The sequence below is a fragment of the Allobosea sp. FW305-C-101 genome (genome assembly GCF_058783685.1).
Genome location: NZ_JBYSYT010000001.1, coordinates 297,677 through 318,051 on the forward strand (window position 1 = coordinate 297,677; position 20,375 = coordinate 318,051).

The 20,375-nt window shown below is 66.9% G+C and carries 19 protein-coding genes; 7 read left to right on the plus strand and 12 right to left on the minus strand.

Translation table 11 applies throughout. From position 1 onward, the window contains the following. Positions 1-2: 2 nt before the first annotated feature. The 4 genes from AC3WMA_RS01415 to AC3WMA_RS01430 form a co-directional block, all read right to left on the minus strand. A complete protein-coding gene (locus AC3WMA_RS01415) occupies positions 3-626 on the minus strand; it encodes a hypothetical protein (protein ID WP_492283631.1) in 624 nt (207 codons plus the stop codon). A gap of 102 nt (positions 627-728) precedes the next feature. After that, a complete protein-coding gene (locus tag AC3WMA_RS01420) occupies positions 729-1,661 on the minus strand; it encodes a hydroxyacid dehydrogenase (protein WP_492283632.1) in 933 nt (310 codons plus the stop codon). 29 nt (positions 1,662-1,690) lie between these two features. Then, a complete protein-coding gene (locus tag AC3WMA_RS01425) occupies positions 1,691-2,743 on the minus strand; it encodes a YeiH family protein (RefSeq protein WP_492283633.1) in 1,053 nt (350 codons plus the stop codon). Beyond that, on the minus strand, positions 2,740-3,321 hold the full coding sequence (locus tag AC3WMA_RS01430) for a GNAT family N-acetyltransferase (RefSeq protein WP_492283634.1): 582 nt from the start codon (positions 3,319-3,321) through the stop codon (positions 2,740-2,742). Before AC3WMA_RS01430 ends, AC3WMA_RS01425 begins: the two co-directional genes overlap by 4 nt. Before the next feature lie 169 nt (positions 3,322-3,490). Between AC3WMA_RS01430 and ruvX the strand changes: the two genes are divergently transcribed. Then, positions 3,491-3,988, plus strand: a complete 498-nt coding sequence (gene ruvX / locus AC3WMA_RS01435) for a Holliday junction resolvase RuvX (protein ID WP_492283635.1) — start codon at positions 3,491-3,493, stop codon at positions 3,986-3,988. Between the two features lie 61 nt (positions 3,989-4,049). On the opposite strand, the gene AC3WMA_RS01440 is transcribed toward ruvX, so the two are convergent. Both AC3WMA_RS01440 and AC3WMA_RS01445 read right to left on the minus strand, forming a co-directional pair. Then, entirely contained in the window at positions 4,050-4,424 is a 375-nt protein-coding gene (locus tag AC3WMA_RS01440) for a hypothetical protein (RefSeq protein WP_492283636.1), read from the minus strand. Positions 4,425-4,546: 122 nt separating this feature from the next. After that, positions 4,547-4,981, minus strand: a complete 435-nt coding sequence (locus AC3WMA_RS01445) for a hypothetical protein (RefSeq protein WP_492283637.1) — start codon at positions 4,979-4,981, stop codon at positions 4,547-4,549. Positions 4,982-5,171: 190 nt separating this feature from the next. Here AC3WMA_RS01445 and AC3WMA_RS01450 point away from each other — a divergent pair, with 190 nt between their 5' ends. Beyond that, the gene (locus AC3WMA_RS01450) at positions 5,172-6,086 is read left to right on the plus strand and encodes an AEC family transporter (RefSeq protein ID WP_492283638.1); all 915 of its coding nucleotides are present in this window, start codon (positions 5,172-5,174) and stop codon (positions 6,084-6,086) included. A 113-nt stretch (positions 6,087-6,199) separates the two neighbouring features. Next, the gene (locus tag AC3WMA_RS01455; protein WP_492283639.1) at positions 6,200-6,448 is read left to right on the plus strand and encodes a hypothetical protein; all 249 of its coding nucleotides are present in this window, start codon (positions 6,200-6,202) and stop codon (positions 6,446-6,448) included. Between the two features lie 15 nt (positions 6,449-6,463). Here AC3WMA_RS01455 and dprA read toward each other — a convergent pair whose 3' ends face one another. Genes dprA through AC3WMA_RS01475 form a run of 4 tightly spaced genes read right to left on the minus strand, consistent with a single transcriptional unit; the run spans position 6,464 to position 10,609 of the window. Beyond that, positions 6,464-7,672: a DNA-processing protein DprA gene (dprA, locus tag AC3WMA_RS01460; RefSeq protein WP_492284722.1), complete on the minus strand. Its 1,209-nt coding sequence runs from the start codon at positions 7,670-7,672 to the stop codon at positions 6,464-6,466. A 16-nt stretch (positions 7,673-7,688) separates the two neighbouring features. Further along, positions 7,689-8,312: a glycerol-3-phosphate 1-O-acyltransferase PlsY gene (gene plsY / locus AC3WMA_RS01465; protein WP_492283640.1), complete on the minus strand. Its 624-nt coding sequence runs from the start codon at positions 8,310-8,312 to the stop codon at positions 7,689-7,691. 33 nt (positions 8,313-8,345) lie between these two features. Further along, positions 8,346-9,647 carry a dihydroorotase gene (gene pyrC, locus AC3WMA_RS01470; RefSeq protein ID WP_492283641.1) on the minus strand — a complete coding sequence of 434 codons (1,302 nt, stop codon included), beginning with the start codon at positions 9,645-9,647 and terminating at the stop codon, positions 8,346-8,348. Between the two features lie 17 nt (positions 9,648-9,664). Next, complete coding sequence (locus AC3WMA_RS01475) at positions 9,665-10,609, minus strand: aspartate carbamoyltransferase catalytic subunit (RefSeq protein WP_492283642.1); 945 nt, start codon at positions 10,607-10,609, stop codon at positions 9,665-9,667. A gap of 139 nt (positions 10,610-10,748) precedes the next feature. On the opposite strand from AC3WMA_RS01475, the gene AC3WMA_RS01480 reads away from it, so the two are divergent. From AC3WMA_RS01480 to AC3WMA_RS01490, 3 genes are all read left to right on the plus strand, one after another. Continuing rightward, positions 10,749-11,873, plus strand: coding sequence for a serine hydrolase domain-containing protein (locus tag AC3WMA_RS01480; protein ID WP_492283643.1), 1,125 nt, complete (start codon positions 10,749-10,751; stop codon positions 11,871-11,873). Positions 11,874-12,088: 215 nt separating this feature from the next. Further along, positions 12,089-14,755: a type I DNA topoisomerase gene (gene topA / locus AC3WMA_RS01485; protein WP_492283644.1), complete on the plus strand. Its 2,667-nt coding sequence runs from the start codon at positions 12,089-12,091 to the stop codon at positions 14,753-14,755. A gap of 28 nt (positions 14,756-14,783) precedes the next feature. Then, entirely contained in the window at positions 14,784-15,032 is a 249-nt protein-coding gene (locus tag AC3WMA_RS01490; RefSeq protein WP_492283645.1) for a hypothetical protein, read from the plus strand. Positions 15,033-15,048: 16 nt separating this feature from the next. Here the strand turns inward: AC3WMA_RS01490 and AC3WMA_RS01495 are convergent, their stop codons facing one another. Beyond that, positions 15,049-16,125: a DUF2778 domain-containing protein gene (locus tag AC3WMA_RS01495; RefSeq protein ID WP_492283646.1), complete on the minus strand. Its 1,077-nt coding sequence runs from the start codon at positions 16,123-16,125 to the stop codon at positions 15,049-15,051. Between the two features lie 461 nt (positions 16,126-16,586). Here AC3WMA_RS01495 and AC3WMA_RS01500 point away from each other — a divergent pair, with 461 nt between their 5' ends. Next, the gene (locus AC3WMA_RS01500) at positions 16,587-17,849 is read left to right on the plus strand and encodes an MFS transporter (protein WP_492283647.1); all 1,263 of its coding nucleotides are present in this window, start codon (positions 16,587-16,589) and stop codon (positions 17,847-17,849) included. An 8-nt stretch (positions 17,850-17,857) separates the two neighbouring features. Here AC3WMA_RS01500 and AC3WMA_RS01505 read toward each other — a convergent pair whose 3' ends face one another. Further along, the gene (locus AC3WMA_RS01505) at positions 17,858-20,182 is read right to left on the minus strand and encodes a bifunctional salicylyl-CoA 5-hydroxylase/oxidoreductase (RefSeq protein WP_492283648.1); all 2,325 of its coding nucleotides are present in this window, start codon (positions 20,180-20,182) and stop codon (positions 17,858-17,860) included. Positions 20,183-20,375 lie beyond the last annotated feature (193 nt).

Here is a 20,375-nt window from a genome sequence, read left to right on the forward strand (position 1 = left end):
GACTAATCCGTTGCGGAAGCAGCGACCACAACCAGGCGCTTCGAATCGGGTTGGAGGATCGTGAAAAGAAACGCTCCCCACCATTCCATCCCATCCGTGAAATAGTCTGAGACTTCCGGAAGCCGTGGGCTGCTCCAGTCGCTAATCTCAACTCGTTGCCCGATAGGAAAAAGGAATGCGCATACCTCTTCGAAGAGGTTTTGCACTTCGCTGCGGCTGGCTTTCAGCGGATAAGGTGGATGCGTTAGCGCAAAGGCAAACTGTCCGCCCGCTCCTGGCTCAGGCAAAGCAAACGCTCCGCCAATCACATCTACACCGTCCAGACTGCGAATAGCGGGATTATCCAGTTCTCGGCCGTCCGCAATTTTCCACTTACCGATTTTGATCAGTTCCCCGGAAGATGGATCGAGCCAATCGCCGAGAAACTCGCGCTTGGGGATCGAGCGCCGGCCGATCTCTTCGAGAGCTTGGGCGGAGAAATTGTTGCTCGATGGTATCGTAGCGCGGACCGCGCGCGCAACGTCGTCTTGAGTGAACGTTACGTCTTGAAATACGCCGAACTCGACGACGCTACCGATGTCGCTAAGCCGTGCAAATGCAGCAGGCAACTCGTTGATTTGGAACATAGCAATTTGTCCGGCCAAGGCTGCGTGCCCGTCAAATGCCACTTGCCGCGAAGGTCCGCAACGGGTCGAAAGCAGTCTCTCCCGATCGACCAACGCGCGCCCCTAAATCCGCTCCTCCAGCGCCGCCATGACCTTCTCGGCGACGAGCCCGGATACCCGACCGTTCGACTCCACCGTGTTGCCGGCGATATGCGGCGTCAGGATCAGGTTTGGCGCACCCGCGAAAACCTTGGCGGCGTCCTTGCCGAGCGGCTCCTGCTCGTAGACGTCGATCGCCGCGCCGCCGAGCTTGCCGGCCTTGAGCGCCTTGACCAGCGCCGCCTCGTCCATGATGCCGCCGCGCGCCGTGTTGATCAGGATCGCGTCCGGCTTCATCCGGGCGAAGGCCTTGGCGTCGATCATGCCGCGGGTTTCCGAAGTCAGCGGGACATGCAGGCTGATGACGTCGGCCTCGGCCAGCAATTCGTCGAGCTCCAGCCGGCGCACGCCGCTCCAGGCGGGGTCGTCTACGGCCAAGCGCGGATGGTAGGCCGCCACCTCCATGCCGATGGCTCGGGCATGGCGGGCGACGTCGCGGGCGATCGAGCCGAAGCCGACGAGGCCCATCAGCTTGCCGGCGATCTCGCGGCCGATCAGCTTTGTCTTGGGAAATTCGCCGGCGAGCATCGCGGCGTTGGCGAAATAGGCGCCACGCAGCAGGGTCATCGTCGTGCCGATGACGTACTCGACGACGGAGAGGCTGTTGGCGCCCGTCGCGGGGAAGACGCGGATGCCGCGGGCGGCGCAAGTCTCCATGTCGAGATTGTCGAGGCCGACGCCGAGCCGGCCGATGACCTTGAGCCGCTTCGCCGCCTCCAGGATCTTGCCACGCACCTGCGTCTGGTTGCGCACGATCACGGCCGGGACATCGGCGAAGAGCCGCGCCATCTCGTCGGGGTTGGCATAGAGCTCGGGATCGTAATGGACCGCGAAGCGCGCCTTCAGATTGGCGACGGCAACATCGTCCATGAATTCGGTGATGACGATATCGGTCATGATCTCCCCCGCAGCCTTCTGTCGGGCTTTCAGCCGAGCAGCACAAGGCCGCCGGTGACGACCACGAGGATCGTCAAGGTCGTGCCGGTGACGAGCGCGAGATGGCGCCAGCCGAGCCGCGCCATCGCCGCCATGGAGGTGCCCAGCCCCAGCGCCGCGATGGCGATGAGCAGGCCCCAGCGCGAGGCTTCGAGCAGGGCGTCGCGGATCGGCTGATAGGTCGAGGAGAGCGCGGGCACGAGCGCGAGCAAGCTGTTCAGCACGCAGAGCACCAGGAAGACGATGGCGAAGACCGGGACCGGGACCTTGGCCTTGGAGAGTTCGCTGTTGTCGCGCACCAGCCACCAGCCGACGATCAGGACCGCGGGCAGCAGCAGGAAGACACGGAACAGCTTCACGATCACCGCGGCATTGGCGACCTCGTCGGAGACCGACTGGCCGGCGCCGACAACCTGCGCCACGTCATGGATCGTGCCGCCGAGCATGATGCCGGTCTGCTGCGGCGAGAAGCCGAGCCAGGTGCAGATCAGCGGATAGGCCAGCATCGCGATGGTGGCGAAGACGTTCATCGCGATGACGGTGAAGGCGACGTCGGCAGCCTTGTTGCGATAGTCCGGCACCATGGTGGCCGTGGCCAGCGCGGCGGAGGCTCCACAGACGGCGGTGGCCACACCGGCGAGCGCGCCCATGCCCGCCTCGCGGCCGAGCATCCGCGCCAGCGCGAAGCCGACGACGACGGTGATCACCATCGATCCGACCACCAGCAGCGCGGTCGAGACGCCGAGCGCGGCGATATCGCCGAGCGCGATGCGCAGGCCGAGCAGCGCGATCGCCCAGCGCAGCAGCTTCTTGACGCAGAAGGTCATGCCAGGCGCGAAGCGCTTCGTGTTTGCCACCGGATGCAGCAGCATGCCGATGACCAGCGCGATGACGATGGCGGGGATGCCGATGCGCCCGCCGGCCGCCGCCTTGAGGACCGGTTCCAGCAGGGCGGAAGCGATGGCGACCACGGCCGAGAGCAGAATGCCCGGCAGGAGCGGGCCGAGGGAGCCCGCCTTGCGGGACGCAGCGATGTCGGTCATGGGGCAGTGCTGACGATAAAACGAAGGCGTTGATCGGGGCTGTAGAGCGGCGCGACGAAGGTTTCGATCAATCGCCCGCCATTCTTCTCGATGATGCGGCGCGAGGCATGGTTGGTCGCGTCGCAGGTGATGGTGATCTCGGCCAGGCCGGCCTCGCGCGCCACGCCCAGCATCGCTGCGAGCGCGGCAGTGGCGTAGCCGTGACCTTCGAAGGCCGGCAGGATGGTGTAGCCGACATGGCCGAGCACATGTTCCGGGAGGGCCAGGATAGGGCGGCCATCCTTCTCCTGCCAGCGCAGGTTGATCGAGCCGATGAAGGGCCGCTCCGGGCGGTCCTCGGCGAAGATCCAGCGCGTCGGCCCGGGAATGCGGTCGACCTCGCGGCCATCGGGCAGCTTCACCCGGCCAGGGCCACCGCGTGTCTCGGCAAGGAAGGCATCCGGATCGGCGGCGATGGCGGCGAGCTGCTCGGGCGCGACATTGCGCGTCGTGTTCGGCGACCAGCCGCCGCGCAAGGCGGCCTCATAGGCGCCGAGCAGGGCCTTGTCGGGAACTTGCAGCGAGATCCGCGCCGGCACGGGAAATATCCTTCTACGCGGCGGCGCCGCTCCAAGCCGGCGCATATAGCCTGATAGCCGGCGATGCGCGATGACTTCCGCGCTACAGCTGCCGGGAACCCGCCATTCGCCGGGCGCATCGGAGAATGTATTGCTCGCGACGCTGGCCGGCGCGTGATACCGCCATGCCATGACCAGCGCCGTCGTTCCGCTCGAAGCCTTTATCGACCTGCCGGCGCATGCGCGGCTGCTTGGGCTCGACCTTGGCAGCAAGACGATCGGGCTCGCGCTTTCGGACCTCGAACGGCAGATCGCGTCGCCGCTGGAAACGATCCAGCGCGTCAAGTTCGGGCTCGATGCGGCAGCGCTGCTGAAGATCGCCGGGAAGCATCAGGTCGCCGGGCTGGTGATCGGCCTGCCACTCAACATGGATGGCACCGAGGGCCCGCGCGTGCAGTCGACACGCGCCTTCGTGCGCAATCTCATCCCCCTCACCGATCTGCCGATCGTGTTCTGGGACGAGCGGATGTCGACGCTCGCGGTGACGCGCACCCTGCTCGACGCCGACGCCTCGCGCGCCAAGCGCGCCGCCGTCGTCGACAAGATGGCGGCGGCCTACATCCTGCAGGGCGCGCTCGACCGGCTTGGCCGGCTCGGGCCGCAGGACGACGAGGACCAATACGACTGAGGGCCGCCCGCCGGATGGCGAGCGGCCCTCATGAAAGCCTTCGCTGCCAGCCTCAGGCCGGTCAGTTGAAGATCTGGCCGCGCTTGATCGCCCGCTTCTGCGCCTCGCGCTCGTTCTTCACGGCGCGCTTCTGCTCTTCGATGCTCATCCCGGCCATCGGATTCCGGGAGCGCTGGCCGTATCCGGGGCCGCGGCCATCATCACGACCAAAACTATCGCGGGAGCCGTAACGGGAACCGCGGTCATCGCCACGCCAGGAATCGCGGCGTCCGTCATCCCGGCGGTCGTAGCCACGGCGCTCGACCCCATTGCCGGAGCGGCGCTCATAACCATAGCCTTGCCCGCCGTAATACTGCGCAACCGCCGGCTGGGCAGAGGCCCAGGCCAGCGCGATCAGGCCAAGGCCTGCTTTTCCTGCTCGTCGAAGCGACTTCATGGTGGCGATCCCCCGTCAACAAACTCACGACGCGTCATAGAACGTCGAAACCTAAAAGATGAGCTTACAAGCAAGGCCCGCGCGGATTGCGCGGGCCTTGCAAGCCAAAGCGTCAGCTGCCCTCAGCGATATTCGCGATAGTGGCGGAAGTCGTAGGGGGCGTAGCCGTAAGGCGCGTAGTAACGGCGTGGGGCCACGTAGACCGGCGCCGGCTCATAATAATCATCCTCGTAATAGCTCGGCGCCGCATAGGCGCGGTTCTGCGCCGCGATAGCCGCCGCACCGAGGATACCGAGGCCGATGGCGCCAGCGACCGCCGCGCCGCGGGACGGGCCGCGCCAGTTGCCACGATAGCCGTGACGGTAGCGATACTGCGAGTATTCGACCTGGGCCTTGTCGAGTCGCGACGCGTCGAAGCCACGCGTCTGCGCCATGGCGGGAACCGCGAAGCTTCCGGCGGCGATACTGGCCACGGCCAGCGCAACTGCAGCTTTTTTCTTCAGAGACATCATGGCGGCATCTCCTTTCGCGAGATAACCCAACGTTGAAGCCAGCATCGGGCAATCCGGTTGAATGGGACCTGAACCAATCGCGGCAGCATTGCGGCAGGGACAGGGCTGACCTTCTCCCGCGCCCTTGCCGACCACGAAACGGCATGACAGGGACAGGGCAGTTCGTCAGTAAAACGGCCGCCCGGCTTCATTGTTCCGCTCGGGCTTCCGGCCCGCCCTCCCTCCCGGCCCCTCCATGCTCGACAGCCTGATCGCCGTCTTCCTCGTCATCGCGACAGGCTGGTTCCTGAAGGAGCGCGGCATCGTCTCGCCGGCGCATTGGGTCGGCGTCGAGCGCCTGACCTATCAGGTGCTGTTCCCGGCTGTGGTGATCCATACGCTTGCCATGGCCGACCTGCGCAGCATGCCGGTGCTGGGCATGGGGTCCAGCCTCGTGCTCGCCATCCTCAGCGTCGCCGCCCTGCTCCTGCTCGCACGCCCGCTACTGGTACGCGCCGGCATCGACGGGCCGGCCTTCACCTCGATCTTCCAGGGATCGGTGCGCTGGAACACCTTCGTGGGCCTCGCGCTCGCCGCCGGCCTGCAGGGCCGCACCGGTACGACGCTGATGGCGATCGCCGTCGCCTCGATGATCCCCCTGCTCAACATCATGTGCGTGTTCGTGCTCGCCCGTTTCGCGAGCGGCAAGCCGATGAGCCTCGGCGCGACGATCCGCTCGATCCTCTACAATCCCTTCATCTGGTCCTCGGCCGTCGGTCTGGCGCTGAACCAGCTCCAGTGGATGCTGCCCAGCGCCTTCACCAGCTATCTCGACGTGCTCGGCCGCGCCTCGCTCGGCATCGGCCTGCTCGTGGTCGGCTCGGCGCTCGATCTCAAGCGGCTGGCGCGGCCCCGGCTCGCCCACGCCGTGGCGGTTTGCCTGAAGCTCGCGGTGATGCCTGTGCTCGCCTGGCTCTATGCCGGCTGGTTCGGCGTCACCGGCCCGGCCCTGGCGATGACAGTGGTCGCGGCAGCCGTCCCGACAGCGACCGCCGCCTATTTCCTGGCGCGCGACCTGGGGGGCGACGCGCCCCTGATGGCCGAAATCACGACGTTGCAGACCCTGCTGGCCCTGGCGACGATCCCGGCCGCTGTCATCCTTCTGACCTAATGTACTTGAGCTTGAAATTCATTCATAATTGCAATCTACAATTGCATATCCGTTAGGGAATCGCAGCCCAGCGGACGAGTTGGTCCCCGATTATGCGAGGGAATCCATTCGCCATGAAGCACAAAGTATCCAAGCTGGTCTCGCTTGAATCCATCGCGAGCGAGGGCGACGACGACGAAATCCCCATGCGCCCGATGTCGCCGCTGGAAGCCGCTTCCTTCATCGAAGGAATGGCAGCCGAATTGCGCGCCATGGCCCGCAACACCAAGCTCAGCGCGCTCAGCTATTTTCTGGAGATGGCCCGGATCGAAGCCTCCGCCGAAGTCGAGCGGCTGGCATCCCCGAGCAACGAACGTCACTGAGCGCCGGTGAATTTCTCACGGTGCGGGGCGCGACAGCGTTCCGCCGGGATGGCGCCGTATTGCGCCCGTGAGTTCCAGCTCGACCAGGACATGGCCGACCTCGCCGGCGGCAAGCCCGCTGGCACGGACAAGATCATCCAGTGCGATCGGCGTCGGCCCGAGAAGATCGAGCACGCGACGGCCGGGATCGTGAGAGACCGTTCCAGACGATGAAGAAGGCTCCAGTTCGAAGCCATCTTCATGCCGGGCATAGGCGGGGGCTCGCTCGATTTCAGGCAGGTCGAGTTCGTCCCACATCGCCTCGGCTGCCGGCTGGCCGGCGCCTTCGCGCATCAGACGGGGCGGCAGCGATAGGTCGAGTTCGCGCTGCCGCAGGGGCTGCAGCGCCTCGATGACATGCGCCGCCTCGGCGCAGAGCGTTGCACCTTCGCGAATGAGGTGATTGCCGCCTTCGGCGCGCGGATCGAGCGGCGAGCCGGGCACGGCGAAGACCAGCCTCCCCTGCTCGTTGGCGAAGCGCGCGGTGATCAGCGAGCCCGAGCGGCGCGCCGCCTCGACGACGACCGTACCGAGCGACAGCCCCGAGACGAGACGGTTGCGGCGGGGGAAATCGCGCGCCCGGGCGACCCAGCCGAGCGGCATCTCGCTGACCACCGCGCCGCGCTCCGTGATACGGCGAGCGAGCGGGATGTTCTGCGGCGGGTAGATCTCGTCCAGCCCGCCGGCGAGGACGGCGACGGTGCCGGTTTCCAGGCTCGCTTCATGGGCGGCGGTGTCGATGCCGCGCGCAAGCCCCGAGACCACCGTGAAATCAGCCTCGCCTAGTTCCCGGGCAAGCCGCGCGGTGAATTTCATGCCCGCCGCGGAGGCATTGCGTGAACCCACGAGCGCCACGCCCGGTCGTTGCAGCACCTCGGCATGTCCGAGCACGGCGAGCAGGGGCGGAGCCGAATCGATCGCCTGCAGCGGCACGGGATACTCAGCCTCGCCGAGCGCGACGAAGCGGCCGCCGAGGCGCGACAGGCCGTCGAACTCGCGCTCAGCCTCAGCCGCCGGGCAGATGCGGATGTCACGCCCCGCTTGCCGGGTGAGGTCCGGCAATGCGTCGAGCGCCGCAGCAGCGCCGCCGAAGCGGTTCATCAGGGAGCGGAAGCTGCGCGGGCCGATGCTCTCGCTGCGGATCAACCGCAACCAATCGAGACGCTGGCGATCGGAGAGGACGATCCCAGCCATGTCCCTGTCAGCCCTTCTGGCCGATCTTGCCTTCACGCCCGGCGAGCAGCCGGGCGATGTTCTCCCGGTGCATGATCCAGAGCAGGACGGTGAGCCCTGCCATGACGAGCGCGGCCTTCGGCATGCCGGCCCAGAACCAGAGCAGGAGCGGCGTTAGCACGCTGGCGACCAGCGCCGCGAGCGAGGAATACCGGAACAGATAGGCCAGGCTCAGCCAGATCGCCGCGAAGACCAGCGCGATCGAGGCCTTCACGCCGATCAGCACGCCGATATAGGTCGCGACGCCCTTGCCGCCCTTGAAGCCGAGCCAGACCGGGAAGAGATGGCCGAGAAACGCGCCGACGCCCGACGCCAGCGCAGCCTCAGGGCCACCGAGGAAGCGCGCGCCGACGAGGACCGCGACCGTGCCCTTCAGCATGTCGCCGACGAGGGTGGCCGCGGCGAGCTTCTTGTTGCCGGTACGCAGGACGTTGGTCGCGCCGATATTGCCCGAGCCGATGCTGCGCAGGTCAGGCCCGCCGGCAAGCTTGGTCAGGATGATGCCGAAGGGGATCGAGCCGAAGAGATAGCCGACGACGAGGGCGATCAGCGTGGCGGGGCCGGAGAGGCCCCAGTTCAGAACATCCGTCATGCCGCCCCTTTTCCCCCGCGGTTCGCGGACAGCCTAGCCCGGCTCGGCTTCGTAGACTACCCGGCCGCCGACGAAGGTTGCGGCGACGATGCCTTCGAGCCGCGCCTCGTCGAAGGGCGAGTTCTTGGCGCGCGACTTGAGCTTGCGCTTGTCGACGACGAAGGGCGCCTCGGGATCGAAGAGCACGAGATCGGCGGGCGCACCGACCGCGAGCCTGCCGGCGGACAAGCCGATCAGCGCGGCCGGCCGCGCCGAGAGCGCAGCGAGCAATCGCGGCAGATCGATCTGCCCGGCCTGAACCATGCGCTGGGCGGCCGAGAGCATCGTCTCGATGCCGAGCGCGCCATCGGCGCATTCGGAGAAGGGCTGGCGCTTGGTCTCGACGTCCTGCGGATCGTGGTCGGAGACGACGACGTCGATCACGCCTTCGGCGAGCGCCGCGACCATGGCGAGGCGGTCATCCTCATGGCGCAAAGGCGGCGTGACCTTGCAGAAGGTGCGGTACTCGCCGACATCGTTCTCGTTGAGGGTCAGGTTGTTGATCGAGACGCCGCAGGTGACGCGCACGCCATCCTGCTTGGCGCGGCGCACGATCTCGACCGATTCGGCGCAGGAGATCATCGCGGCATGATACCGGGCGCCGGTTGCGCGGGCGAGGCGGATGTCGCGCTCCAGCATCACGGTCTCAGCTTCGATCGGAATGCCCGGCAGGCCCTTGCGGCTGGCGAATTCGCCATCGTTCATCACACCGGAGCCGCGCAGGTCGGGGTCCTCGACATGGTTCATGATGAGGGCGTCGAAATTGCGCGCATAGATCATGGCGCGGCGCATGACCTGCGGATTGCGCAGGCCCTTGGCGCCATCGCAGAAGGAGACCGCCCCGGCTTCGAGCAGCAGGCCGAACTCGGTGATCTCCTTGCCTTCCAGCCCCTTGGTCAGGGCGGCGCAGGAGAGCACGTTGACGACAGCCTTGTCGCGGGCGCGGCGCTTGACGAAATCGATGATCGCGGGATCGTCGATCACCGGATTGGTGTCCGGGCGGCAGACCACCGTGGTGACGCCGCCGGCGGCGGCAGCCTGCGAGCCGGTGCCGAGCGTCTCGCGGAATTCGGCGCCGGGCTCACCGAGGAAGGCGCGCAGGTCGACAAGGCCGGGCGTCAGGACCTGGCCCTTGGCATCGATGCGGCGCACGCCCTCGCCCGTGGCGGGCGCGCCCTGCCATTCGACCGCGGCGATGGCGCCGTCGCGAATGAGGATGGAGCCCGCGCCCTCGCGACCCGTCGCGGGATCGATCAGGCGTGCGTTGACGATTGCGATGTCCTGCGTGTCAGCCATGTTCGGTCTCTTTACGCTCAGACATTCGGCAGGTGCTGGGCCAGCGCGTCGAGCACCGCCATGCGGACAGCGACGCCCATCTCGACCTGCTCGCGGATCAGCGACTGGGCACCGTCGGCGACGGCCGAGGAAATCTCGACGCCGCGGTTCATCGGCCCCGGATGCATCACCAGCGCGTCAGCTTGAGCGCGCGCCAGCTTCTCCTGGTCGAGCCCGTAATAGCGGAAATACTCCTTCGCTGACGGCACGAAGGCGCCGTTCATGCGCTCGAGCTGAAGGCGCAGCATCATGACGATGTCGGCGCCTTCCAGCCCCTTGTTCATGTCGGTGAAGATATCGACGCCCATGCGCTCGATGCCGGGCGGCAGCAACGTCGTCGGCGCGATCAATCGGACCTTCGCGCCGAGCGCGTTCAGCAGGATGATGTTGGAGCGGGCGACGCGCGAATGCAGGATATCGCCGCAGATCGCGACCGTGAGCCCCTGGATGCGGCCCTTGTTGCGGCGAATCGTCAGCGCGTCGAGCAGGGCTTGCGTCGGATGCTCATGGGCGCCGTCGCCGGCATTGATCACCGAGCAGCCGACCTTGCGGGCGAGCAGATTGACCGCGCCGGCCGCATGGTGACGCACGACGATGATGTCGGGGCGCATCGCGCTCAACGTCGCGGCGGTGTCGATCAGCGTCTCGCCCTTCTTCACCGAGGAGAAGGCGACGGACATGTTCATCACGTCGGCGCCAAGTCGCTTTCCGGCGAGTTCGAAGGACGCTTGCGTCCGGGTCGAGGGTTCGAAGAACAGGTTGATCTGGGTACGACCGCGCAGGGCCGTGGTCTTCTTCTCGACCTGCCGGGAGAGGGAGACGTAGTCCTCCGCCCTGTCCAATAGCGCTTCGATGTCCAGATGGGACAACCCCTCGATCCCGAGGAGATGGCGGTGCGGATAGAGCGGTGCTGGCGATGTCATTTGAAGCAGGCTGTTTAGGCGCGAGTCGCTGATGGCGCAAGCTGGTCCCGGCAAGGAGGGCATATGTCCTGTGGGTCGTGGAGCTTTTGGAAAAACGAGGCTACCAATCGGGTTTTCCGCTGCGCCTGAGGATGCCGCCTTGTCCAGCCCGACCGATGCCTTCGTCCCCGCCCCCGATGGCGCCCTCTGGCAGACGATCGCGCCGGCCAAGGCCGGCTTCGACCCGGACAGGCTGAAGGCAGCGGTCGATTTCGCCCGCGAGCAGGAGAGCCCCTGGCCGCGCAGCCTCTACTATCCGGACGGTTCCTATGTCGGGAATGTGGAGTGGAACGAGCGCGGCCCATGGACCGAGATCGTCGGCCCCGTGCGCGAGCGCGGCGGCCCGGCCGGCCTGATCCTGAAGGGCGGACGCATCGTCGCCGAATGGGGCGACACCGCCCGCACCGACATGACCTTCTCGATCGCCAAGAGCTATCTCGCGGTGCTCGCCGGCATCGCCTTCGACGACGGCCTGATCAAGGATGTGAACGAGGCCGTCGGCAAGACGGTCGCCGGCCCGGTCTTCGCCGGCGCGCATAACGGCCAGATCACCTGGCGCCATCTCCTGCAGCAATCGAGCGAATGGCAGGGCGAAATCTTCGGCAAGTCCGATCAGGTCGACCATAACCGCCAGATCGGCCCCGGCGCCGACAACAGCCGCAAGGGCCAGCGCCGCGAACTCAAGACGCCCGGCACCTTCTACGAATATAACGACGTGCGCGTGAACGTGCTGAGTTACGCCCTGCTGGAACGCTTCCGCCGGCCCCTGCCGGAGGTGCTGCGCGAGCGGGTGATGGACCCGATCGGCGCCTCGGCGGACTGGGAATGGCAGGGCTACTCGACCTCCTTCACGGATATCGACGGGCGCTCGATCCAGTCGGTGCCCGGCGGCGGCCATTGGGGCGGCGGGCTGTTCATCGGCGCGCGCGACCATGCCCGCTTCGGCCTGCTGATCGGCCGGCAGGGCGACTGGGGCGGCCGGCAGATCCTGTCGCGCGACTGGGTCAAGCGCATGCTGACGCCCTCGCCCACCCTGACGAATTACGGCTATCTCTGGTGGCTCGCGGCGCGTCCGGGTGTGCCGGCTAAGTCCTTCTCGGCGCTCGGCGCCGGCAGCAACGTGATCTGGGTCGACCCGGAGCAGGATGTCGTCGCGGTGCTGCGCTGGATCAACGGCGCCCAGACCGACGCCTTCATCGATCGGCTGGTGGCGGCGCGGGCCTGAGGCCCCGCTTGCAAAGCCGGCGATCGCCCCCATGTCTCACCGCTGCATCAGCGGGCCGGCGATCGTCGTCATCATCCATTCGGGGTTTGACAGAGCCGGCGCGCTGAACCACTTTCGCGCGCAAATCCGAACCGCAGCGGTCTTGCGGGTCGCGGAACCGTCCGTCAGGGCTGGTTCCGCGCTCTGATCAAGGCTGTCATCGAGACACGAAAATCATGAAGCTCCTCGTCGTCGAGTCGCCGGCCAAGGCCAAGACGATCAACAAATACCTGGGCTCCGACTACGAGGTGATCGCCTCGTTCGGGCATATCCGCGACCTGCCGGCCAAGGACGGCTCGGTGGAGCCCGACAGCGACTTCTCCATGAAATGGGAGATCGAGGGCCGCGGCGCCAAACAGGTCGCCGAGATCGCGCGCGCCGTCAAAGGCGCCGAGAAGCTCATCCTCGCAACCGACCCGGATCGCGAGGGAGAGGCGATCTCCTGGCATGTGCTGGAGGCGCTGAACCAGAAGAAGGTGCTGAAGGGCATCCCGGTCGAGCGCGTCACCTTCAACGCCGTCACCAAGGACGCCGTGCAGAAGGCCCTGGCCAATCCGCGGGCGATCGACCAGGCGCTGGTCGATGCCTATCTGGCGCGCCGCGCACTCGACTATCTCGTCGGCTTCACGCTCTCGCCGGTGCTGTGGCGCAAGCTCCCGGGCGCCCGCTCGGCCGGCCGCGTGCAGTCGGTGGCGCTGCGCCTCGTTTGCGACCGCGAGCGCGAGATCGAGGCCTTCCGCGCCCGCGAATACTGGTCGCTGGTCGCGACGCTCGCGACCGCGTCCGGCCAGACCTTCGAGGCCCGGCTCGTCGGCGCCGACGGCAAGAAGATCGCCCGTCTCGATATCGGCAACGAAGAGGAAGCCAAGGCCTTCAAGGCGGCGTTGGAAACCGCGCTCTTCACCGTCAGCGAGGTCGAGGCCAAGCCGGTCAAGCGCCATCCGCAGCCGCCCTTCCAGACCTCGACGCTGCAGCAGGAGGCCTCGCGCAAGCTCGGCCTCGCCCCGGCGCGGACGATGCAGCTCGCGCAGCGGCTCTATGAAGGCGTCGATATCGGCGGCGAGACCGTCGGCCTCATCACCTATATGCGAACCGACGGCGTCGACATGGACGGCTCGGCCATCGCAGCGGCGCGCAGCGTCATCGGCAAGGAATTCGGCGCGAAATACGTCCCGAACGCGCCGCGCAAATACATGGTCAAGGCCAAGAACGCGCAGGAGGCCCATGAGGCCATCCGTCCGACCGATCTCGCAAGGCTGCCGGCCATGGTCGCGCGCCAGCTTGAGCCGGAGCAGGCCAAGCTCTACGAACTGATCTGGAAGCGCACCATCGCGAGCCAGATGGAATCGGCCGAAATGGAGCGCACCACGGTCGATATCGCGGCCAAGGTCGGCGCCCGCCATCTCGACCTGCGCGCCTCCGGCCAGGTCGTGCTCTTCGACGGCTTCCTGACGCTCTATCAGGAGAGCCGCGACGACGAGGAAGACGAGGACTCCAAGAAGCTGCCGGCGATGAAGGCCGCCGACAAGCTGGAAAAGCGCGCCATCGCCGCCGACCAGCATTTCACCGAGCCGCCGCCGCGCTTCTCGGAAGCGAGCCTCGTCAAGCGCATGGAAGAGCTCGGCATCGGCCGGCCCTCGACCTATGCGGCGACGCTCTCGACCCTGCGCGACCGCGAATATGTCCGCATCGAGAAGAAGCGCCTCGTGCCCGAGGACAAGGGCATGCTCGTCACGGCGTTCCTGGAGAGCTTCTTCAAGCGCTATGTCGAGTTCGACTTCACCGCGAATCTCGAAGAGAATCTCGACCGCGTCTCCAATGCCGAGATCGACTGGAAGGCGCTGCTGCGCGCCTTCTGGGACGAATTCCAGGCCTCGATCGGCGAGACCAAGGATTTGCGCGTCGGCGACGTGCTGGAGGCGCTCAACGGCATCCTCGGCGACTATATCTTCCCGAAGAAGGTCGACGGTTCCGATCCGCGGGTGTGCCCGACCTGCGGCAACGGCCAGCTCTCGCTGAAGCTCGGCAAGTTCGGCGCCTTCGTCGGCTGCTCGAACTATCCGGAGTGCCGCTATACGCGCCCCCTCTCCGTCCCCGCCGCCGATGGCGAGGCTTCGGCCGAGGGCGGCCAGGGCGCGCCGGGCGTGCGCATCCTCGGCACCGATCCGGTGACGAATCTCGAAGTCACGCTGCGCGACGGCCGTTTCGGCCCCTATATCCAGCTCGGCGAAGGCGAGAAGCCGAAGCGCTCCAGCCTGCCGAAGGGCATGAGCCCGGCAAGCGTAACGCTGGAGAAGGCGTTGGCGCTGCTCTCCCTGCCGCGCGAAGTGGCGCGGCATCCCGAGAGCGGCGAGCCGATCCTCGTCGGCATCGGGCGCTTCGGGCCTTACGTCCAGCACGGCAAGGTCTACGCCAATATCGACAAGGACGACGACGTGCTCGAACTCGGCGCCAACCGCGCCATCGACCTGATCGTCGCCAAGGAAGCCGGCGGCGGGCGCGGCGGCAGGGCTGCAACTCCCGGGCGCGCACTCGGCGACCACCCCGCGGGCGGCGCTCTGGAGGTCAAGGCCGGCAAATACGGCCCCTATGTCGCCTGGGGCAAGATCTTCGCGACATTGCCCAAGACGATGACGGCCGAGAGCATCACGCTGGAGCAGGCGATCGAGCTGGCAAACGCCAAGGCCGAGACGAAGGGCGGCAAGGGCAAGCCGAAGGCCGCCAGTGCCGCGACGAAGGCCAAGGCGCCGGCGAAGAAGCCTGCAGCGAAGAAGGCCCCTGCCAAGAAGGCGGCCGAGGCCGAACCGGCCGCGAAGAAGGCGCCGAAGGCCGCGCGCGGCTGACGGCGCCACGCGTCACGGAGAGGCCTGAATGCGGCTCGCGAGCTGGCTCCTGATCGGAGGCGGGGCGGTTCTCTGCCTCGTCGCCTTCGCGGGCTGGGTCGGGCTCAATCTCTTCGCCTGCGGCCTGGCCTCGGGCGGCTGCAGCTTCTCCCGGTTCCGCTTTCGCTGGGAGGATACCGAAGCCCTCATGGTCTTCATCCCGCCCTTCGCGTTGGGCTGCGTCCTGACCGCGACCGGTGTCATCCTGCGGCGTGGCGGCAGCTCACAGCAGCCCTAGCGACGCTATCCGGCGCTCAGAGACTCGCTACCACCCGGATTCGCTTGACCTCGCCGCGCAGGAAGGCCTGCAGGAAGCGGTCATAGTCCTTGAACGAGATGCAGCCGTTCGAGTCGCCGCGCGGCCCGAGCAGATAGGTATGCGCCAGTAGCCCGGCGCGGCCATGGATCGCACTGCTGCCGCCGACGGGGTTGAGCCGGATGGCGCGAACGCCGTGGAACAGCGCCTCGCGCTCGGTCAGAGTGTACATATGCGGCGGGGTGACGCCCTTCATCCGGACATGGGCGTAACGGACATCGTCCATCATCTCGCCGAAGCCGGAATGGGCCTCCAGCCGCTCGCCGTTCGGCATATAGACCATCTTGGCGGCGATATCGTAGATCGCGGTGCCGGCCTCAGCGGTGCGCGGCGGCGTGCCGGCCGAGGGGCTCAAGCGCGTGATGCGGCCACGATCGATGATATCGTCCTGCGGCGCGGCATAGGCGAGCGCGGGACCAGCCGGTTCGGCCTGTTTCTGCACGCCGAAGAGCTTCTCGAAGAAGTTGCGGTTGTCCTCGGGCGTCGGGGCTGCGGACGCGGTGCGGTTGCGGCGCGGCGTCGTCGGCTGCGCGACACGCGGCTGAAGCTGCTGCGGCTGCTGGGGATCAGCCTTCGGCAGCAGGTCGAGCGGACGCGGCACCGGCAGGGGCGCGACCTTCTCCGCGAGCGTGACCGGCGGCTGCGGCGGCAGCGGCAAGGCAGGCTCGGCGGCCGCGAGGGAGGATGGCGACGGAGCCGCCGGCTGGAAGGCGGAACGGACCGGCGCGCCCTGCACGAAGCTCGAGCCCTTGCCATCCGACAGACCGGGATTCAGCAGGCCGCTATAGCCCGGCGCCTGCTGGGCGACGCGGCTGGCCGATGCCTTGCGGGCATTCGCGGAAGAGGCGTTGTTGGCGTCCGTACCCGGAGCGCCCTGCCCCAGCATCCAGAAGCCGGACATCGCGCCGCCGCTTAGTGCAAGCGCGAGCAGGAAACCCTTCAGGAAAGGCCGGCGGCGACGACGGGGCCGCACATAAGGCGCGCCACCTTCCCGGACATAGGTCGCATAGGTCATCCGCCGCACTCTCGATACGCTTACGCCACGCCCGGCAGCCGCAGACACAGCTTCGCAGCACGCGCTCCAACCGAAGGAAGCGCGATGCACGTCGCGAGATGGCCGAGCATGCCGGGAGAACCCAAATTCGTTCCGCTTCGATAAGGCGCTGCCTTGGTTAATCGCCGGTGAACCGCATCGATAAATTTTCGCGATTCGCTCGTGGCGGAACGTGGCTTCGGCGCGGGCCTGCCTGACCATCAAAAGGCGGCGCGATCGAGTCCGGAGAGTGGAGGAAGAAAGACGAAGTTTTTTCGCTCCCTGCCCCGATTGGCCCATCTTTTCCGGCGAGGCTGCAATTCCAGCCCATTTTTCCCAAACCGGCCGTCGAATCGGATATGTCGCAAGCATCGCAACCACAGGAGTTGCAGCCGCCGGAATCGCAGGATTCCAGCGCGCCTGCGCCGGAGGCCGGGACCGCCGTGAGCCAGCCAGCCGAGCCGAGGACCAGCTCCGTCGCAGCACTCGGCGCGATCGTCAGCGGCGCGCTGATCCTGCAGATCGCCTCGACCATCGTGAACACGGTCGTGCCGCTGAAGATGGCGCTGGAGCAGAAGGCGCCATTGCTTATCGGCCTCGTCGGCTCTGCCTATTCCGTCGGCTTCCTCGCCGGCTGCTTTGTGATCCCCGCCTTCATCCGCCGCGTCGGGCATATCCGCGCCTTCGGGGTGTTCGCCGCCCTGCAGGCGGTGTTCACCATCAGCTTCGCGCTGACATCGCTCGATTTCTGGGGCATCTCGCGGCTCGGCATGGGCTTTGCCGGCGCCGGCCACGCGATCTGCATCGAGAGCTGGATCAGTGGGCAGGCCAAGGCTGGCCAGCGCGGGCGCCTGTTCGGCTTCTACCAGATCCTCAACCGCCTCGCACTGATCGGCTCGCAGATCGGCGTCGGCTATGTCTCGCTGCAGTCGCACGACATCTTCCTGCTGGCGAGCGCGACCTTCTCGATCGCGCTGATCCCTGTCGGCATGACCCGCGCCAAGGGCCCTGAATCGGGCGAGGTCGTCTCGGTGCGCCTCAACACGATGTGGCAATACGCGCCGGCTTCCGTGATCGGCTGCCTCTATGTCGGCCTGATGGGCGGCGCCCTGACCAATGTCGCCCCGGCCTATGGCATCCTGATTGGCCTCGATCAGGCCTGGGCGATCCTGCTGACGGCGGGCATCCAGATCGGCGCGCTGGTGCTGCAATGGCCGCTCGGCCTGCTGGCGGACCGGGTCGAGAGCCGCAAGATCATGCTGAGCGCCACGGTCTCGGTCGTGCTCTGCACGCTGGCGCTCGCGGCCGTGTTCTGGTTTTCCCTGCCGCATGCCCGCTTCTGGATGTTCGGGCTTTTCGCGCTGATCGGCGCGGGCTCGATGCCGATCTACACGGTCGCCGTCGCGCATGCCTATTTCCGGCTCGGCCGGGAACGGGCGCTCGGCCTCTCCGCGCAACTGCTCTTCCTCTGGGCGGTGGGCTCGGCGATCGGCCCACTGGTCTCCGCCGCCTTCATGCAGGCGGTCGGGCCGAACGGGCTGCTCGCCTATCTGGGCCTGCTTTCGGCGGCAGCCGCGGGCTACCTCGCCTTCCGCCTCAGGCGCAATCCGCCCTCGGCCAATCCGTTCGGCGAGCGCAAGCCGGCGCCGCCGACCATCCCTGATGTCTCGCCTTCAGGGCGCCGGAGCGAGGCCGAAGGCAAATAGGCCCTCGCCTATTTCCCGACCGCGTGCCGGCTCGGCTTGGCCTTGAGCTTCAGCTCTTCCAGATCCTGCCGCTCGCGCGGCGTGTTGCGCATGAGCTGGTCCTTGCCGGGCCCATACTGCACGGGCTGGTCGGTATCGACGCCGTACCAGGCGGCGGCGCGCAGCACGAAGGACGGGTCGGCCAGATGCGGGCGCCCAAGCGCGACCAGATCGGCGCGGCCGGCGGCGATGATGGTGTTGACCTGATCGGCCGTGGTGATGTTGCCGACGCACATGGTCGCGACCTCGGCCTCGTTGCGGATGCGGTCCGAGAACGGCGTCTGGAACATACGGCCGTACATGGGACGCGATTCCCGCGCGGTCTGGCCGGTCGAGACGTCGACGAGATCGCAGCCCTCGGCGGCGAAGGCCTCGGCGATGGCGACGGAATCCGCCGCCGAAAGGCCGCCTTCGACCCAGTCGGTGGCGGAGATTCGCACCGACATCGGCTTCTCGCGCGGCCAGGCTTCACGCAGCGCCCGGAAGACCTCCAGCGGATAGCGCAGGCGGTTCTCGACCGAGCCGCCATAGTCGTCCGTGCGCTTGTTGGTCAGCGGCGAGAGGAAGCTCGCCAGCAGATAGCCATGGGCGCAGTGCAGCTCCAGCATGTCGAAACCGGCGCGCTCGCCGCGGTCGGCTGACGCGACGAACTCGGCCTTGACCCGGTCCATGTCGGCGCGGGTCATCTCGCGCGGCACCTGGCTTTCCGGATAGTAGGGCAGCGGCGAAGCCGAGATAATCGGCCAGGCGCCTTCCGGCAGCGGTCGGTCCATCCCCTCCCACATCAGTCTGGTCGCGCCCTTGCGGCCGGCATGACCGAGCTGGAGGCAGATCTTCGCGGCGGAATTCTCATGCACGAAGCCGACGATCCGCTTCCAGGCGGCTTCCTGCTCGTCGTTCCACAAGCCCGTGCAGCCGGGGGTGATGCGGGCATCGGCTGCGACGCAGGTCATCTCGGTGAAGATCAATCCGGGGCCGCCGATGGCGCGCGAGCCGTAATGCATCAGGTGCCAGTCGCCCGGCAGGCCGCCCTCGGCCGAATACTGGCACATCGGCGAGAGCGTCATGCGGTTCTCGACCCGCATCTGGCGCAATTTGAACGGCTGGAAGGCCGGCGGCACCGGCGAGCCATCCTTGCGCCGCTTCGCCAGACCGCCGAGTCCGCCGGCGACGAGCTTGTCGACGGCTTCGACCATCTCCGGGGCGCGCAGAGCCAGATTGTCGTAGGTGATCGCCTTGGAGCGGGTCATCAGGCCGAAGGCGAAGCGCAGCGGCTCGAAATCCCAGAAGCGCTTGAGTTCCTCGAACCAGACCAACGAGACATCGGCCGCATGCTGGGTCTTCTCGACCTCCTCGCGGCGCTGCGTCTCGAACAGCTTCAGGCCGACCGCGACATCGAGCTTCGCCTGCCCCATCGCCTTGTGCAGAGCGATGGCATCCTCCATCGCGAGCTTGGTGCCGGAGCCGATCGAGAAATGCGCCGTCGCCTTGGCGTCACCGATCAGCACGACGTTGTCGACCACCCAGTTGCGGCAACGGATCATCGGGAAATTGCGCCAGAGCGAGCGGTTGGTGATCAGCTTGTGGCCTTCCAGTTCCTCGGCGAAGACGCTTTCGAGGAAGGTCGCCGACTGGGCCTCGTCCATCGCGCCGAGGCCCGCCTTCGCAAAGGTCTCGGGGTCGGTCTCCAGCACCCAGGTCGAGCGGCCGGCCTCGTACTGGTAGCAATGGGCGATGAAGACGCCGTGCTCCGTCTCCTTGAAGAAGAAAGTGAAGGCGTCGAAGGGGCGGGTCGAGCCCATCCAGGTGAAATGGTTCGGGCGCAGGTCGGTCTGCGGCTGGAAGCGCTCGCGCCAGTTCTCGCGGATGCGGCTGTTGATGCCGTCGGCGCCGACGACCAGATCGTAATCGCGCTTCAGCGTCTCGGCATCGGCGACCTCGCTGCCGAAATGCAGGTTGACGCCGAGCTCGCGAGCCCTCGCCTGCACCAGCATCAGGAGCGAACGGCGCGAACAGCCGCAGAAGCCGTTGCCGGGCACGCGGTAGCTGTCGCCCTTGAAATGGATCTCGATATCGTCCCAGTAGGCGAAATTGTCGCGGATCGCGGCATAGCTCTCAGCATCCGCCGCCCTGAAGGTGTCGAGCGTCTGGTCGGAGAAGACGACGCCGAAGCCGAACGTGTCGTCGGGCTGGTTGCGCTCGAAGACATCGACCGTCAGCTCCGGCCAGTCCCGCTTCATCAGCAGCGCGAAATAGAGCCCCGCCGGCCCTCCGCCCACGACCGCGATACGCATCGACGCCTCCATCAGGGAGCCGGCCGACCCGGCTTGAGGAATTATTTTAAACCTAAAATGTTTTCGAGCTCAAGAGGCTTCTGCAATGTTTCGGACTGCAGAGCAGGCGCGGGATATCGTGAATTGGCGCGTAGGTAGCCATTTTGCGGTGCGAGATGCCCCTGCTTCGCCATTGCCATCAGGCCGCTTGCAA

Excerpts from the sequence above, each read along its gene's own strand:
- AC3WMA_RS01445 (WP_492283637.1), bottom strand. The coding sequence starts at position 4,981 with ATGCTGGCTTCAACGTTGGGTTATCTCGCGAAAGGAGATGCCGCCATG.
- AC3WMA_RS01490 (WP_492283645.1), top strand. The coding sequence starts at position 14,784 with ATGCGGCTCGCGAGCTGGCTCCTGATCGGAGGCGGGGCGGTTCTCTGC.
- AC3WMA_RS01495 (WP_492283646.1), bottom strand. The coding sequence starts at position 16,125 with ATGACCTATGCGACCTATGTCCGGGAAGGTGGCGCGCCTTATGTGCGG.
- topA (WP_492283644.1), top strand. The coding sequence starts at position 12,089 with ATGAAGCTCCTCGTCGTCGAGTCGCCGGCCAAGGCCAAGACGATCAAC.
- ruvX (WP_492283635.1), top strand. The coding sequence starts at position 3,491 with ATGACCAGCGCCGTCGTTCCGCTCGAAGCCTTTATCGACCTGCCGGCG.
- AC3WMA_RS01455 (WP_492283639.1), top strand. The coding sequence starts at position 6,200 with ATGAAGCACAAAGTATCCAAGCTGGTCTCGCTTGAATCCATCGCGAGC.
- AC3WMA_RS01475 (WP_492283642.1), bottom strand. The coding sequence starts at position 10,609 with ATGACATCGCCAGCACCGCTCTATCCGCACCGCCATCTCCTCGGGATC.
- plsY (WP_492283640.1), bottom strand. The coding sequence starts at position 8,312 with ATGACGGATGTTCTGAACTGGGGCCTCTCCGGCCCCGCCACGCTGATC.
- AC3WMA_RS01415 (WP_492283631.1), bottom strand. The coding sequence starts at position 626 with ATGTTCCAAATCAACGAGTTGCCTGCTGCATTTGCACGGCTTAGCGAC.
- AC3WMA_RS01420 (WP_492283632.1), bottom strand. The coding sequence starts at position 1,661 with ATGACCGATATCGTCATCACCGAATTCATGGACGATGTTGCCGTCGCC.
- pyrC (WP_492283641.1), bottom strand. The coding sequence starts at position 9,647 with ATGGCTGACACGCAGGACATCGCAATCGTCAACGCACGCCTGATCGAT.
- AC3WMA_RS01425 (WP_492283633.1), bottom strand. The coding sequence starts at position 2,743 with ATGACCGACATCGCTGCGTCCCGCAAGGCGGGCTCCCTCGGCCCGCTC.
- AC3WMA_RS01450 (WP_492283638.1), top strand. The coding sequence starts at position 5,172 with ATGCTCGACAGCCTGATCGCCGTCTTCCTCGTCATCGCGACAGGCTGG.
- AC3WMA_RS01440 (WP_492283636.1), bottom strand. The coding sequence starts at position 4,424 with ATGAAGTCGCTTCGACGAGCAGGAAAAGCAGGCCTTGGCCTGATCGCG.
- AC3WMA_RS01505 (WP_492283648.1), bottom strand. The coding sequence starts at position 20,182 with ATGCGTATCGCGGTCGTGGGCGGAGGGCCGGCGGGGCTCTATTTCGCG.